Origin of the sequence: Collinsella sp. AM34-10, assembly GCF_003469185.1 — a bacterium.
Taxonomy (GTDB): domain Bacteria; phylum Actinomycetota; class Coriobacteriia; order Coriobacteriales; family Coriobacteriaceae; genus Collinsella.
In genome coordinates this window covers 365576-381524 of the sequence record NZ_QSIL01000001.1, presented here as the reverse complement: position 1 = coordinate 381524, position 15949 = coordinate 365576, and the positions used below count along the sequence as shown (strand labels likewise).

Below are 15949 nucleotides of genomic sequence, written 5' to 3'. Positions count from 1 at the left end.
CTGAACTTTAGAGGACGCGATCAGGTCTAAATCAGCCTAGCGCGCCTAGCAGCATTATGATTCGGCACACAGACTCCCCACGAGTCGTCGCCAAGGCAACTAAATCATCGCCGCCCAATCCAGCTTGCGCATCTGCTCCATTGTCGACCGCAAACCATTGTCGATATCATAACGAGCCCTCCACCCTAGACCTCGAGCTTTTGAGCCATCCATAAGGGCCAAAGTAGCTACAGAATAACCCGCTGCTTCCCGAGCATCGGGCAAATCGAAGGCAACATTTACGCCTCCATTTTTAGCAACATGCTCGGCAAGCTCCTTCAAAGCAATATCAGACTCCGGATCGGCAAGATTGTATGCCTCGCCATCTAAACCGAGCAACATCACGTACAGTAGGCCAGACACAACATCCGCAACGTGCAAATAGGAAAACCTTTGCGTCCCTTCGCTTTTGAGCACAACGTCTTTGCCGGCAAGAGATCGACGCATAAACTGGGATAAAGCTTTTGAATCGTCATTCAACAGAGTCGGACCGTAGACGCGAGCGATGCGCGCAATTACGGCCTTAACGTCCCTCTGGGAACGATATGCCTGACACATGGCTTCGCCCAAACGCTTGGATTCGTTATAGCACGCACGCAAAGTATTACAGTCAATATTTCCACAATATTGCTCATCGAAGCGTTCAACGTCACCGCGATTCTGGCCGTAAATCTCAACAGACGAAGCAAACAGTAATCTAGCGCCGCTGTCGGCAGAGAACTCAAGCAGGTTCTGGAGCCCGTCGACGTTCGCACGAATAGTGCCTATTGGATCAGACGAGTACTGACGGGGATGTGTGGAGCTCGCTAGGTGCAAAACAAAGTCAGCTGAGCAGGTCGGACGATAGCCAGCGGACGAAACAGAAGCCTCCTCAAACGAAAAGTGGCGCGATTCAAAGTACGGAAGTCTCAGGCGGGCTTTTTCAATACTGCGGCCCAAGGCAAATATATTACAACCTAATTCAGCCGTCTCGTTCTTTCGCATCAGAACGTCAATGAAAAACGCTCCTATCATTCCGGTCGCACCGGAGACAACAACCGTCTTCTCCTTAAGGTCATTCCAAGGAAGATCGAGATTGCATACGGCATCAAGATCGGCAACGTATTCAGTGCAGGCCAATCTATTCATCACGAGCTTCTTTCTCCGCAGCCCATGCGCGGAAGAATTCAAGGTTCTCGGGCGTAGTGAGCTTAATATTCCTGTCAGAACCAGCGGCAAAGTTAAGCCTAACGCCCAGCTGGACCATCATCGTGTTCGTGTAGTTAGACCCGTCAATTCCCACGCCTTTCTCGAACGCCTCATGATACTTGGAGTCAAGGAGATCGAAACGGTATGCCTGTGGGGTTGAAACACGACGGAGCGTTTCACGCGGAATATACTGCGTGGTGGTGGTTGGGTCCTCCTCATCAATGATAAAAATCTGCTCGTTATAAGGCATACTTGTCACGGCATTCCCGTGACTCTGCGCCACACGAATGACGTCAGTAATAACCTCGGGATCGAGCATCGGCCGCACACCGTCGTGCACGATGCAAATATCATCCTCAGAGAGTTTTCCCTCGAGATTGTACACGCCGTTACGAATAGACTCTTGGCCCGAAGTTCCGCCTTTAACGATCCACTTTAACTTATCGATCTTATATTGTTTCGCATACGCGACAAGAACCTGTTCCCAGCCATCTAGGCAAACTACCTCAATCGAATCCACAAGCGGATGGTTCTGAAAGGCCTCGAGAGTATAAACAATGACGGGCTTCTCCCCCACATTAATAAACTGCTTAGGAATCTTCTGCCCCATACGCGAGCCAACTCCACCCGCGATAACGATTGCACAAATCGCCATGATGCTCTACTTTCTCTTAAGCGAACCGCTGTCACAAAACACTTAAAGGCCGTTCAATGGCATACAGAGACGAACGGACCACTCGAAATTGCAATCAAAAATCAACTTGTGCATACGCTAGCCAAGCAGCTGGCGAAGCGCGCCGGCGGTAGCGCCATCAGCAACATCAGTATGTTTAAAATGGGAAGCAATATCATTTGGAAGGTTAAAAGGGTCGCCATAATGCTTCGTTAGCAATTCTATATACTTGCAGGGCGCCTTGATTTGCATTCCCTCAAACTCAAGGTCGATAAGAGGGAATATCTCGTCTAGCGGCGAAACCCAATGGAAATTGTCAACACCAACGGTGTTGTCGATTGACCAGATAACTGCCTTTGCGTCGTTCCTATCACACACAAAACCAGCTGTCTTTTCCTCATTTATCGCATTCGAAAATAAAGAATCAACGATGCCCATATTGGGGTCAGTGGCAGGAACGCACGACTTATCGATCCAAGACGAAAGACAAGAGTCATTGCGCATGCGTTCGACCATTGCCTCACGAATTTGAAGTTGTTGGTCGTAGATCTCAACATTGTCGGTTGACGCCCAGTCAAAAATAAAAATGTCCAAGAATAAAGGGATAGATTCGTCCGCGTATTGGAATCTCACCTGACGGCACTGGACAAATCCATCAAAAGCAACTGAGACGCGGAATCGGTCGTTAGATTGGACCAGGCCTATCAAACGCTCGATATCCTCACGCAGCATTCCAAGATCGATGTCGTCATCCCAAGGAATAAAACCACTATGGCGCGCCGCCCCAAGCAAAGTTCCACAGGTAGCGAAATATGGGATGTCATTATCCCTACACAGGGAGTCAAAGTCAGCCAGCAACTTAGCCGATCCAAGCTGAAGCAGCCTCAAGCTGCCCGTGGCAGCAGGAAGCGATTTAAAGAAGCGCTTTTTGGCATCAATCAGCGCCTCCCCCTCCTTGCGATATTCTTCCCATGCAAAGAGCATGGCCTTCTCGTCGTGGGATTTAAAATCGTCCCTCAGAGCTTTAACCTCATTCAGAAGCTGGACACTTACATCCCAATGCAGCTCATCGTGAATTCCGCGTGCCTCAGAAGCCGATAGCATGTTTGCCTTAATGTCTTCAACGTCCTTCGAAAGCAATGCGAAGCGCGATAAAGAAACAGGCAGTAGTTTCTTTACAAAATTCTTCATGTCTAAAACAACCTCATTAACAATTAGCAATCGGAAGTAGAGTTAATTAACCGCGTCCAGTCAACTTATAAATAAGACGTTGAGCAGAGACATACGCCTTGGACTCAGCAATTCTATGGGCAAGCCTCTCAACAGCGACCACTCGCTTCTTTCGATCGCCGTATAAAGGCAGCAGATAATAATAGGGCTCATCGTATGCAGAGCACTCCTTTATCAACCCATGGTTGATGGAGGCTTGAATAGCAACGAGCTGTTCATATACTCCCGGATCCTTAATCTGTTTTAAAATGGCATCTGAGTAGTCGCGGTTAAAGCGATTGACAATCGTCACGTATAGCTCACGCATTTTCAGCCCATCAGCAATAGCAAGATTGTGACCCATGCCCCAAAGCATGTCTCTGACCCTACCAACAGTCCATTCGGTCTCTTTGTAGCCGACCCTATAGTGATACACGTCAACCGGAACGACCTTGCAGCAGCCCGCCTTCTCCACTGCGCGCAAGAAAAAGACGGGGTCTTCATACCAATTCAGTTGAGGGAAACGAACCTTACCGTCGACAAACAAGGACGAGTCGTACATAAAACGAATCCAACCGTAGTCAGTCCAAATCTGCTCGAGAGGCACTTCGCGCTCGCAAGAAACATGATAGAAAGACTCATCAAATGAAAACTCAGACTTAATCTTTCCGGACGGCTTTAGCAATGAAAGAGAGCCGCCACAAATTAAAGCCCCCGACCTATCCATGGCATCGATCAAATCGGAAAACACATGCTCGGTGGCAAATTTGTCATCCGGGTCAATGAAAATTAGACGCTTACCCCTAGCAAGCTCAATGGCTCTATTACGGGCAGATCCAGCGCCGCAATTAAACTGACTCAAGACGCAAACACGCGAATCACGAGATGCGACCTCTTCCAGCAGGTCCAAAGAGCCATCGGTTGAGCCATCGTTAACAAGCAACACTTCGAAATCTTTAAAAGACTGTTGAAGCACGGAATCCAGACACTCTTCAAGATAGTTACTAACATTGTATACGGGAACGACTACGGACAAGAACGGCGAATTATCCGAATAGGCATGAGGAGCAAACAGCGCATCAACGCTTGCCATAGAGTAGTATTGTTCGCGCAAACGGCAGGCCAGGTCCCAATCGAGAGCCGAATACCCCTTGCGGACCGAAGACCACACGGAGAGAAGCTGACCGTAAAGCAACCGTACCTTTTCATAGGGCTCAGACATGCCAAACAAGCAGCATGCCATTTCTTTTGCATCATCTATGGCAATGTCGAAAGCCCCAGCCCCGATTTCAGGCGCACAAGGAGAACAAAGCAAAGTCGCCCAATTAGCCGGGAACTGCTTAATTTGATTTAGATCAAGCTTCGCAATTGCACACAATGCAGCCGTTACAAGCGTAGAAGAACCCTCGACCCGCAGCTCAACGTCTCGAAGGGCATAGTTCTTACCATCAGTCGAATAAACATCTTCGCCATCAGCAGTAGCAGCAAGATCGTCAAAATTGGCGTCTCTCGCAGCAAGGGCAACAATAGAAATGTTCTCAGTACGGCATGCGCCCGCATCACAATGACCCAGAAGGCGATGCTGAAGAACGTCAGCGTCGCTGCGAAGTCTGCCCATTCCTTCAAATTCATTTTTAAGCTCAAATACAAGGGAATCAGAATCAGGTGAGACAACAAATACCTCGTCATCATCTGATAACTTATCGAGCAAAGCACGCACGGACGTTTTTGCGTCCGTAACCGAAAGCGCGTTGCAGCAAACTAAGATTGATCGCCTAGGCTCAGTGGACCCATATTGTTCCAAGAAATAAGCCTCAGAATTATTGGTCATTCTATTTAAGCGAGCCAAGGTACGCGAGTCGAATCGATCGGAATCAATTAGCCCCGCTGCTTTAATCTTACTAAATTCCTCGACATATCTTGGATAAAAACGTTGTTGCAGCTCAGGAGCAAGACGATTTAGATTCCAGAGATAGCCCTCGTATTGTTGACGGGGAATCCAGTACTTAATAATCTGAAATTTATCGTGGTCTCGTTTGGCGTAATCCCAAACCTCAGCGTATTCATCACACACGCAAAAGAGTTTATTCTGATTCTTTACAGAAGAGCTGGCGTTATCGATTCGATAATGGAGGTATCCATCTTTAAGCAGCTTGACTCTGTTTGCTGCATAAAATGCCTTAAAATAGAAAGCCGTATCCTGGAACGAAGCCCCTGGCGTGGGCAGGAAACGCACTTCTTCCTTATCGATCATCGATTTTTTATAAATGCTTGTCCAAATTGCAGGCTGGCACATAAAGACGCGCGGATTATCGATCGGATGAAAGACCTTGTCGTACGAACCGCAGGCAGCAAGATTTTCGACCAGATAATCGCACGACGAATCCTCCCCCGTACGATGGGCATAGTAATTTGAACGGACGACATCGAGATCATTTTTAGCCGCTTCTTTATAAAGCGTTTCGAACATATTGAGGGAAGCAAAGTCGTCGGACTCAACAATTCCGATATACTCGCCCCGAGCAAGTTCAATGCCTTTGTTCATCGAATCGCCGTACCCACTATTGGGCTTATCAATTACAACGATACGCTCATCCCGTCGCTCGTATTCGCGAATAATCGACAAGGATGAATCGGTTGATCCGTCATTGATGCAGATGATTTCAATTTCGCGAAGCGTCTGATTTACCAGACTATTAAGGCACTCGCGCAAGTAGCGCTCAACATTGCATATCGGCACCAAAATCGAAACTTTAGGATTTTTCAACATAGCCCACCGTTAACGTAACGAATACTACGGGTCTAATACTATCATCCACTTCGTATAATTAGATAAAACTCATTGCCCGAGAAGCCCGTAAAGGAGAATCCCTTTGTTTCCTCTAACAGCGTTCCTCATAGCGCTTGCAGTCCTCTACCTTCCTGGCTGCATTATTTGGAACAACCGCTTTGACAACCCAGCAGCGACTGCCGCAGCGGCGCCCCCAACGAGTATTTTTGCATATGTGTTAGTCGGCATCTTGTGTTCGAAATTACATATTGCCATCTCAGCGATTAGCATATTTACTTTCACAGTTTTGCTTTCAATTGGCATCTCTCTATTCTTCCTGATTGTTTCAAAAACTAGGAAGTCAAATCCTTCAATAGCCAAGCCTAATGGACAGGATTTCTTACCCCTACTAATTTGCATAGGAACCGGCTTCGTCTTTGCCTATTGGTTCTTTTCACACTCCTTGGCAGACTGGTCCCATCTAACGCAATCCGAAGACAACATTCGTCACTATGCCTACATACGCAGCCTTCTCAACTCAACGGATTGGTCGACGCTAAACGTGTCAATGTATGGAATAGGCGTTTCCCAATCGCTCAACCCCTATTTATCCCAGACAGGAGGATTTTATCCCCTTGGATGGCATATTCCGTCTGCTATAACCTGCGCACTGGCATCGACTAGCATAGGAATTGGGACAAATGTAGTTAATTTCGCTCTTATCGGCATTTCACTGCCTCTGGGATCTTATTACTTAATCAGCCAAGTATTTCCAAATGAATCCAAGCTGCGCGTCGCCACCGGGGCCATCGTATCTCTGGTTTTACCGGCATCACCCTGGGTATTGCTCGCAGTATGGCCTCTATTTCCCAATCTTGCTACAATGTGTCTTGTCCCGGCTGCAGCCGCCTTATTTATCGATGCAACAACTGATTCAAGCGCTTATAGGCCAACCAAAATCGTCAGTTTTATTCTATGCTGTGGCGGTATAAGCGTCACGCAGCCCAACGGCATTTTCGTGTGTGCCGTATTACTTATTCCATATACTGTATGGATCTGCTCAAAGCATGGCTGTGAAACGAAGTTTGCAAATAGGATCGGAATAAAAAAGGCAAGATTAATTGTCGGCTCCATTGCAACCCTTTCTATCTCATTGATATGGATTGCTTTATATAAACTTCCACCTTTTCAGGGCGTAGTATCTTACTACTGGAGCCCGATAAGCACGATTTGGCAAGCGATGGTCGACTGCCTATTAACTGCTTACCCCATTCAGCCAGCAAGTATTTTTATAGCATTGTTATGCGCGGCAGGAGCCCTACACTTACTTCGCAAAAAACTATATTGGCCCGTTATTTCATGCTCATTGGCAGTAGTTTTGTATGTTGTTGCAGCAGCTTTTGGCGATAACGTTATCAAACATGTGCTGACTGGGTTTTGGTACACCGACCCTTACAGAGTTGCAGCAATGCTGGCCTTCTGCTGCATCCCCGTAGCGTATTCTGGATTCACCTTACTTTTAGGGACAGTCAAAGCAATCGCCGATCGCCTTGATATGCCAAGCAAGTCCTGCATCGTTGCCATTGCCGCAGTCCTCGCGCTCTTTATCGTATTTGCCCTGCCTTCTTTTGCCATCCGAGGTGTCACGGAAATTACCACTCCTTATTCGACCATGACCGCAAACATGAGGGGATTTACAAGGGTTGATGAGGGAGCAATTCTAACTGAGTCCAAAATTAAATTCTTGAATAAGGTCGCTACGATCACTGGTCCGAATGCCGTAATCGCTAACACCCCATACGATGGAAGCTGCTTTGCAAAAGGCATCGCTAACCTTAATCTACTATTCTGTAACGATGAAAACTATACCGAATTAACCACAAGCAGCTGGGCCATTAATCTTCGGTCTAACCTTAGCAACTACGTGAGTTCAAGTTCAACAAAGAAAAACGTCCGCGACAAGGACGTTCAGTATGTGCTCAGTCTTGAAGAAGATGAGGGGACCATGAAAGCATGGTATCCGGCTTTTGAGCAGTCACGTTGGACGGGAATTCTCTCGATTAGCGAAGCAACGCCAGGTTTCGAATTGATCTTGCAAACAGGGGATATGGCACTATATAAAATCATTAATTAGCAAAGCACGCCATAAGACGTTACAACGAAAAGATTGATACCGATCGATTCAAAAGGCTACAAGCACTATACAGCCGAAAGGGCAGACCGTACTCATGTGGGCATCTTTTATAGCTGCTTTTCTTTGCGGCATTTTAACAATAATTGTTCCGGGCTACTTCATCGGAAGAACCTTATTTAGTAACCCTTTACAAGCAATCGCTTTCTCGCCGGCAGCATCTGTTGCACTATTCATAGTTGTGGGTTTAATTGCATATCCAATTAGCATGTCTGCGCTCCATATTTATTTGCTAGTTTTATTGCTTAGTCTCACGCTATTCATGCTATTTAGAAGAAAAAGATCGGCACTGAATGCCCGCCAGTATTTAACTCTATCAACTTATGTACTTGTGGGTACAGCCCTGACGGTCTTAATATTCCTTCGAAATATAGACGGGCCGGCATCTTATTCGGTGCAGACCGATACAACTTTCCATTTGTCGTGCGCAAATGCCATGCTCGATTCGGGCAGGTATTCGATTCTACATGCCTCTGAATACCCAGACTTAATGAACGCAGGAGAAGGCATATTCTATCCCGCTGCTTGGCACATCATTACTGCCGTTGCAGGAGGACTATCAAAAACGAATATCATCGTTGCACACAATGCGATTAATTTCATTATCTGCGCATTTGTGTACCCCCTTTCAACATGGCTTTTTCTTTCTTCCGTTTTTAAAAACGAGCAGGGTCTCATTTTTGCAGGCGGAGTTACATGTAGTCTATTTTCCTATTTTCCTTGGGCTTTTTTAATTGTGGGACAATTTGATTCTAATTTACTATCAAACGCGCTATTACCAGGGTTTCTCTTTACGTTCTATCAATTAATTACAAGCATTTACCTTTCAAACAAAGGGTCAATCGAAAAGTCAAAAGCAAATACACTGTCTTCCGCACCAAGCGCGATAATTATATTGTTTATATCATTCATTGCTCTTGTAGGGTCACAGACTAATGCGGTTTTCTCTGCCGGCGTAATTTGCATCCCATTAATCATCCAGTTTTCGTGGAAAACAGCGGGGCACCATTCCGAAAGAATCGACTTACGCCTTTTAGCCTCGGCTCTAGTACTTGGACTAATTATCGGCCTCTGGCTATTAGTATATTCCCTACCATTTATCCAGCCTATCGTCAGCGTATATAGAGAGCCAATCGCAACACCAGTAGAAGCCATTCAGAACATTCTTCTATTAAAATTCGGACAGCCCGTCAATGCGCAACCCATACTTGGACTATTAGTGGGCATTGGATTTGTCATTGCCTTCGCAAGCACTAGATATCGATGGATGTCTCTATCATATATATTAGTTGCCATTCTAGCGTTCGTATGCATGACACTGAACCACCCGCTTCGTCAGCTTATCTGCGGCTTCTGGTACTCAGGAATTGTCAGACTAGATGGAGCGCTCGCGATAGCTGCCACGCCGCTTGCCGCAATCGGGCTATGCAAAAGTATTAATTTAATAATTCGGCCTTTAATTAATCGTGACAGAATTGGGTCTGTTGAATTATTGATACCTGTGCTCGTCTCATTCATGGCCGTCCTCATGGTTTTCGCATACTCAAAACCCATTTCATACAGCAAAAATAATTACAAGTATCTCTGTGAGCAGATACAAGTCAACTACTCGTTAACATCGGGAGTTTCTATCTCGCCCGAAGAAAGGCGATTTGTTGACAAAGTAAAACAAATCGTTGGAAATGAGACTGTAATCAATATCCCCTCAGACGGGAGCATATGGCTTTATGCATCTGACAATATAAATGTAATCTCTCGTCAATTTTACTCTACGCCTTATAAGGAATATGAGCTATTTAAAGCATCACTTTATGAGGCTTCAAAAAACAATGACGTCTTAGATGCAATACAGAAAACTGACGCTCGTTATGTGCTTATACTTGATGAGACTGTAAATGTTGGTTACTTTGATCCGAGTGAATGGAAGGGCATTCTTAACATCACTGAGGAAACCCCTGGATTCACTTGCCTGATCTCTGACGGCGAAATGCGACTATATCTAATAGATTACTAATGTTTAAACATAAGTAATCGCATAATTGCATAGTCATTGCCTGGGATAATTAACAAAATTATCCCAGGCAATGACGCACCCTAATCCTTAACATTAAAATCAAAATCACTATTGGAAGATTTGGAATCAATGCTATTCCAATGTAAAGCAGATGCCTGCACAAGAGAATTCAATCGCTCCTCCTGCTTAGCGAGTCTTACAGAAATGGTGAAATCACGTACGACTAAAACGGCTATCACGTATAGAAAAACGAAATTCGAGGCAGACATAAACCCCAAAAGGCTGGCGATACGCACCGCAATATCAGGAAATACACCGAGTAGAACAAAGCTAGTACTAAACAAAAGCCAAAACAGTGAATCCAGAACCTGCATTTGCGCTTTCTTCAATTTCCTGACAACGAAATAAAAGACAACAAATGCAGAAAAAACCAAAAGTACGCGAAGCGTAAATGACACAGCAATCACCTAAACCATTGAACTATCAGCAGCGTAGCAAACACTCTAAGCATATACTGCATGGACTTGACCGGATTTAAGTAACTCTCTCCACCTTGGCGTTCACGCATTGAAACCTGAACTTCGGAGACCGAGTATCCTTGTTTTAAAAACAAAGCAATCGATTCCGGCTCGGGGTTAAGAGTGTTGTCGTAATAGTATCTTTCGAGCACGGCGCGACTAAACAGCCTAAAGCCAGAAGTGGGATCACTAATGCGATGACCGGTAAGCATTTTAATCAAAACGGTAATCATACGTGAACCGACCATGCGCATCGATTTATCTTTGCGGACAGTCAGAAACCTAGAACCGATAACAATGTCGGAATTAGTATTCACCGCCCTCTCAACAAGAGCAACCAAATACTCCGGACGATGTTGCCCGTCAGCATCAAACTGAATCATATAGTCGTAACCATGATCAACAGCATATCGAGCCGCAGTCTGAAACCCAACAGTCAGACCGCAATTAATTGGCATGGTAATGACCTCGCAGCGTAACGAGTCGCAAATCTCGCCCGTTCGATCTCGAGAGCCGTCATTGATAATAATGAAGTCGAACTCTGGCGCAATCGAGCGGAGTTCTTTCACCGTGCCTTCAATGCACTCCTCTTCGTTATATGCAGGAATTGCAACGAGCACATTCGATTTAGACGACAATCGAGCACCATTCTCTCGTGGTAAATCAGTAGAACCTGAACAGCCATTCAATATATCTTATAAGTAGCTGAATCATACGCTTATTATATATTCACTCCTATCGCATTGGCATATACGATAAGAAACAAACGGGCATAGCCCATTCATGCAACAATCGTCCTTTACCGTTGAGATAAGGAATTCAAATGAAAGCGACAATTATCGTCCCAGTCTATAACGTTGAAAAGTACCTTAGTCGCTGTCTCGATAGTCTCGTTCACCAGACTATCTCTGATTATGAAGTTCTCTGCGTAAATGATTGCAGTCCCGATAATAGCGATCTCATTCTCGCGGAATACCAAGAGAAATACCCCTCAAGAATTCGAGTTATAAATAATGAGTGCAATTTAGGACTTGGACGAACAAGGGAAAGAGCCCTCGAGTATGTTTGCAGTGAATATGTCTTCTTTGTAGATAGCGACGACTATGTCGCTCCCAATTATATCGAAACTTATCTTCAAGCAGCCGATGATGGCGACTACGACATCATCGCAGGAGGTTTCATAAGGGATATTGATGGCAAACTGAAAAGGCATCGCATATCAAACAGCGTATGGAGTACGACAACTTATGCGATTGCATGCGCAAAACTTTTTAAAAAGTCCTTTATCGAAGAAAACAAACTGGGCTTTACTGGTGTCCCTTGCGGTGAGGATATTTACTTTAGCCTCTGTGCCTTTTACTGCAACGCAAAAGTGAAAATCATTCCATACGAGGGCTATTATTACTACTTCAATCGCCAATCCATCACTGGTTCAATGAACTACAAGAAAAATCATGAGCAAATCATGGCGGAAATGTTTGATCTTTTCCTTCAGAGCCACGATCTCTCAAAACTTCCGAAAAGCAGATTCGATGTTATTGAATACACCTATTTAGCAAACATGATCAATGCCTTGGTTGTTTTTAATAGGGGTTGCGGACCAAAGCTAATGAGATCAAAGTATTCTTTTGTGTTTTCACATGCAAGAAAGAATTTCCCGAACTATCTAAAAAATCCTCACATAGGAATTCTAAAACCAAAAGGCCAGACATTAAAAATTCGCCTAGGTGTAGGGGTGATGCTGGGATTGCAGAAGTTACACCTTGACTGGCCTGCATACTACATTATTTCTAAGCTGTAATTCCCCCTAATAACACCAGCCACTTAACACAAAGGATAACTATGCGACGAATATTAATTGTCAGCGCATACTACTCCCCTCACATGGGAGGAGTGGAACGGTACACTGAAAATCTCGCCAAAAAATTGACTGAGCTTGGCAACGAAGTTGTTATACTCACTTCTTCCAATTCAGAACGAAGCTACGGAATCACTAGTGACAACGGCATCTCTTTAATCGAGGTACCCTCGTTGTCTCTAATGAATGACAGATTTCCTGTTATCAAACCTATACCAAGCACATACCGGATTTTTAATCAGATAATGAAACTGTCCATTAGCGACATCATTATCAACACTCGCTATTATCCAATCTGTCTTCTTGCATGCAGGATTGCTGCAAAGAAGCACATACGGCCAGTTTTAATTGATCATAGCTCTGGATACTTGTCTACAGAGATAAGTCCAATGGGTTATCTCATGCGATTATATGAAGGACTGTCAACAAAAATCATTTCTAGAAGCAAGCCGGTTGCCTGCGCAGTTTCGAATCGAAGTTTACAGTGGATAAAAAGCTTGGGGTTTTCACCCCATTCCGTAATACCCAACTCGATTGATGCTGATGCATACTGCTCATCTGCATCAAATAGAGACTGGAATTCTGAGCTTAATATATCTCCCGACGCATTTGTTGTTGCATATGCCGGTCGCCTGATTGAAGAAAAAGGCGTTATGAAGGCAATAGAAGCAATCGACGGCATTCACGGCAAAAACATTCATTTGATTATTGCGGGCAGTGGCCCATTAAATACAGCGGTGTCCAACGCGCAAAATGAAAGAATCCATTTTGTCGGAAGATTAAATGAATCTGACATGTCATCCTTACTACGCTATGCTAGCTGTTTTCTTATGCCTAGTGAATATCCAGAGGGCATGCCAACCGTTCTTCTTGAGGCTGCAGCTCAAAAATGCGCAATCGTAGTTAGTAATTGCGCAGGCGCATCCGATATCATTCCCGAAAGCAATTTCGGTACAGTTTTGCAAGACTGTGCAATTGACTCTATTCAAAAGGCTGTCCTTGTATATTTCGAAAACCCGGATTTACTTATTGAGCACTCTCATAATGTTCATAATCTAGTCTGTTCGCGATTCACATGGAGTCAGACTGCCTTGAGTCTATGCACGAATGTCCTAGATACGCTGTCTACCAACAATAATTGAGGGCATCAGGCGGCAATTTAATCCCCCGTTGCCCTCAACCCATCAAAACCATGATACTTTAGGGCCCACTACTGCCCCTGTGCCCTGTAGCGGGCCTCGGTGGCCTCCTTGGCTGGGCGCCACCAGGACTCGTTCTCGACGTACCAGTCGATGGTGGCCCTCAGGCCCTCGACGAAGTCGGTGTGCGCCGGCCTCCAGCCGAGCTCGCGCTGCAACTTCGTGCTGTCGATGGCGTAGCGGCGGTCGTGGCCGGGGCGGTCGGCGACCCAGTCGAAGTCCTCGGAGTCCTTCCCCATGGCCTCCAGGATCATGCGCAGGACCGTGATGTTGTCCTTCTCGCCATTAGCGCCGATGAGGTAGGTCTCCCCCGTGCGGCCCTTGGTGAGGATGTCCCAGACGGCCGAGGAGTGGTCCTCGGTGTGGATCCAGTCGCGGACGTTCTCGCCGCGGCCGTAGAGCTTGGGGCGGACGCCGTCGATGATGTTGGTGATCTGCCTGGGGATGAACTTCTCCACGTGCTGGTAGGGGCCGTAGTTGTTGGAGCAGTTGGAGATCGTGGTGCGCAGGCCGTAGGTGCGGGTCCAGGCGCGGACCAGCATGTCGGAGGACGCCTTGGTGGAGCTGTAGGGGCTCGAGGGCCTGTAGGGCGTCTCCTCGGTGAACTTGGCGGGGTCGTCGAGCGCCAGGTCGCCGTAGACCTCGTCGGTGGAGACGTGGTGGTAGCGGATACCGTATTTCCGTACGACCTCCAGCAGGCGGAAGGTGCCCTCCACGTTTGTGCGCAGGAAGGGCTCTGGGTCGGCGATGGAGTTATCGTTGTGGGACTCCGCGGCGTAGTGCACGATCGCGTCGTGGCCGGGGACCAGCCTGTCCAGCAGCCCGACGTCGCAGATGTCGCCCACGACGAGCTCCACGCAGTCGGAGGGCAGCCCGGCGATGTTCTCGGGGTTGCCGGCGTAGGTCAGCTTGTCCAGGACGGTGACGTGGACGCTCGGGTGGTTGTTCACGACGTAGTGCACGAAGTTGCTGCCGATGAAGCCGCAGCCGCCCGTGACGATGATGTTCTTAATCATGGAATTTGCATTATTCAAACACACATCACTTTGAACCAGCCAACATCAAACGATAACTCGAAATCATTTAATAATTAATCAACGATTTTCCAGCACATTCGCAATATATTCACTCGCATGACCATCACCGTAGGGGTTAGACGCATTGCTCATTGCCGCATATTCTGTTTCATCAGAAAGCAGGCGACTAAACTCGCGATAAATAACATCTTCCTTTGTTCCAACAAGTTTTAAAGTTCCGGCCTCTATACCCTCAGGACGCTCAGTAGTGTCTCGCATGACAAGAACCGGCTTGCCAAGACCAGGCGCTTCTTCCTGAATACCGCCAGAATCGGTAAGGATAAGATAACTTGCCGCCATGAAGTTATGAAAATCAAGCACTTCAAGCGGATCAATAATATGGAGTCTTTCAAAACCATCGAGTTCTTCGTGTGCAGCCTTACGTACAAGAGGATTCATATGAATCGGATAGATAGCCTTAGTATCTGGATGCTCTTCCATCACACGACGTATTGCGCGAAACATCCTATGCATGGGTTCGCCCAGATTCTCACGACGGTGTGCGGTAATTAGTATTAGACGAGATCCATTCGCCCAATCTAGTTCGGGATGGGAATATGTACCACAGACAGTCGTTCTCAGGGCATCAATACCGGTATTACCTGTGACCCAAATCTTTTGCGTCGACTTCCCTTCATCAATCAGATTCTGCTTACTCTTCTCCGTGGGCGCAAAGTAATATTCACTTATGATGTCAACTGCCTGTCGATTAAATTCCTCAGGCCAAGGACTATAGATATCATGCGTACGAAGACCAGCTTCTACATGTCCGATAGGAATCTGCAAGTAGAAACAAGCAAGCGCGGCAGCAAAACTAGTAGAAGTATCTCCATGAACAAGCACGACATCAGGTTTTTCATTCTCAAGAATAGCCTTGAGTCTCAATAAGACATTACTTGTCACATCAAACAGAGTCTGTCCCGGTCTCATAATAGCAAGGTCATAATCAGGCTTGACATTGAAAACGCGCAGGACCTGATCAAGCATCTCACGATGCTGCCCCGTAACAACGACGGTAGTATCAAATTTGTCGGAACGACGCTTAAGCTCATTGACAAGTGGGCACATCTTGATTGCCTCAGGGCGCGTTCCAAAAACTAACAGAACCCTTTTCTTACGTATCATTTATTTCCCCTGTCTAACTCGATCAATAGCAATGACACCCAAATCAAACTGTAACAGTGCCCCAATCCAACGAATCGGTTTGACCGTCT

At 46.2% G+C, this 15949-nt stretch carries 12 protein-coding genes; 4 read left to right on the top strand and 8 right to left on the bottom strand.

Annotated elements, in window-relative coordinates; translation table 11 throughout:
• Positions 1–99 precede the first annotated feature (99 nt).
• From DW823_RS01575 to DW823_RS01560, 4 genes are all read right to left on the bottom strand, one after another.
• On the bottom strand, positions 100–1167 hold the full coding sequence (locus tag DW823_RS01575) for an NAD(P)-dependent oxidoreductase (protein ID WP_118079756.1): 1068 nt from the start codon (positions 1165–1167) through the stop codon (positions 100–102).
• The gene (locus tag DW823_RS01570) at positions 1160–1882 is read right to left on the bottom strand and encodes a 2-C-methyl-D-erythritol 4-phosphate cytidylyltransferase (RefSeq protein WP_118079754.1); all 723 of its coding nucleotides are present in this window, start codon (positions 1880–1882) and stop codon (positions 1160–1162) included. The genes DW823_RS01575 and DW823_RS01570 overlap by 8 nt, the downstream gene beginning before the upstream one ends.
• A 117-nt stretch (positions 1883–1999) precedes the next feature.
• A complete protein-coding gene (locus DW823_RS01565; protein ID WP_118079752.1) occupies positions 2000–3091 on the bottom strand; it encodes a phosphorylcholine transferase LicD in 1092 nt (363 codons plus the stop codon).
• A gap of 46 nt (positions 3092–3137) precedes the next feature.
• Positions 3138–5879: a glycosyltransferase gene (locus DW823_RS01560; protein WP_118079750.1), complete on the bottom strand. Its 2742-nt coding sequence runs from the start codon at positions 5877–5879 to the stop codon at positions 3138–3140.
• Positions 5880–5982: 103 nt separating this feature from the next.
• Between DW823_RS01560 and DW823_RS09655 the strand changes: the two genes are divergently transcribed.
• Positions 5983–8013 carry a DUF6541 family protein gene (locus tag DW823_RS09655; protein ID WP_147350639.1) on the top strand — a complete coding sequence of 677 codons (2031 nt, stop codon included), beginning with the start codon at positions 5983–5985 and terminating at the stop codon, positions 8011–8013.
• Positions 8014–8107: 94 nt separating this feature from the next.
• Positions 8108–10084, top strand: a complete 1977-nt coding sequence (locus tag DW823_RS09650; protein ID WP_147350638.1) for a DUF6541 family protein — start codon at positions 8108–8110, stop codon at positions 10082–10084.
• Positions 10085–10164: 80 nt separating this feature from the next.
• On the opposite strand, the gene DW823_RS01540 is transcribed toward DW823_RS09650, so the two are convergent.
• Positions 10165–10542 (bottom strand): DUF2304 domain-containing protein, encoded by a 378-nt coding sequence (locus DW823_RS01540; RefSeq protein ID WP_118079742.1) that lies wholly within the window; start codon positions 10540–10542, stop codon positions 10165–10167.
• 5 nt (positions 10543–10547) lie between these two features.
• Positions 10548–11240 carry a glycosyltransferase family 2 protein gene (locus DW823_RS01535; RefSeq protein ID WP_233542950.1) on the bottom strand — a complete coding sequence of 231 codons (693 nt, stop codon included), beginning with the start codon at positions 11238–11240 and terminating at the stop codon, positions 10548–10550.
• A 185-nt stretch (positions 11241–11425) separates the two neighbouring features.
• Here DW823_RS01535 and DW823_RS01530 point away from each other — a divergent pair, with 185 nt between their 5' ends.
• Together DW823_RS01530 and DW823_RS01525 are read left to right on the top strand one after the other, a co-directional pair.
• On the top strand, positions 11426–12403 hold the full coding sequence (locus DW823_RS01530) for a glycosyltransferase family 2 protein (RefSeq protein ID WP_118079740.1): 978 nt from the start codon (positions 11426–11428) through the stop codon (positions 12401–12403).
• Positions 12404–12495: 92 nt separating this feature from the next.
• The gene (locus DW823_RS01525) at positions 12496–13602 is read left to right on the top strand and encodes a glycosyltransferase family 4 protein (protein ID WP_158567242.1); all 1107 of its coding nucleotides are present in this window, start codon (positions 12496–12498) and stop codon (positions 13600–13602) included.
• 68 nt (positions 13603–13670) lie between these two features.
• Here the strand turns inward: DW823_RS01525 and rfbB are convergent, their stop codons facing one another.
• Both rfbB and wecB read right to left on the bottom strand, forming a co-directional pair.
• Entirely contained in the window at positions 13671–14675 is a 1005-nt protein-coding gene (gene rfbB, locus DW823_RS01520; protein ID WP_118079736.1) for a dTDP-glucose 4,6-dehydratase, read from the bottom strand.
• A gap of 78 nt (positions 14676–14753) precedes the next feature.
• Positions 14754–15860, bottom strand: a complete 1107-nt coding sequence (wecB, locus tag DW823_RS01515) for a non-hydrolyzing UDP-N-acetylglucosamine 2-epimerase (RefSeq protein ID WP_118079734.1) — start codon at positions 15858–15860, stop codon at positions 14754–14756.
• Positions 15861–15949 lie beyond the last annotated feature (89 nt).

Excerpts from the sequence above, each read along its gene's own strand:
- DW823_RS01575 (WP_118079756.1), bottom strand. The coding sequence starts at position 1,167 with ATGAATAGATTGGCCTGCACTGAATACGTTGCCGATCTTGATGCCGTA.
- DW823_RS01570 (WP_118079754.1), bottom strand. The coding sequence starts at position 1,882 with ATGGCGATTTGTGCAATCGTTATCGCGGGTGGAGTTGGCTCGCGTATG.
- DW823_RS01565 (WP_118079752.1), bottom strand. The coding sequence starts at position 3,091 with ATGAAGAATTTTGTAAAGAAACTACTGCCTGTTTCTTTATCGCGCTTC.
- DW823_RS01560 (WP_118079750.1), bottom strand. The coding sequence starts at position 5,879 with ATGTTGAAAAATCCTAAAGTTTCGATTTTGGTGCCGATATGCAATGTT.
- DW823_RS09650 (WP_147350638.1), top strand. The coding sequence starts at position 8,108 with ATGTGGGCATCTTTTATAGCTGCTTTTCTTTGCGGCATTTTAACAATA.
- DW823_RS01530 (WP_118079740.1), top strand. The coding sequence starts at position 11,426 with ATGAAAGCGACAATTATCGTCCCAGTCTATAACGTTGAAAAGTACCTT.
- rfbB (WP_118079736.1), bottom strand. The coding sequence starts at position 14,675 with ATGATTAAGAACATCATCGTCACGGGCGGCTGCGGCTTCATCGGCAGC.
- wecB (WP_118079734.1), bottom strand. The coding sequence starts at position 15,860 with ATGATACGTAAGAAAAGGGTTCTGTTAGTTTTTGGAACGCGCCCTGAG.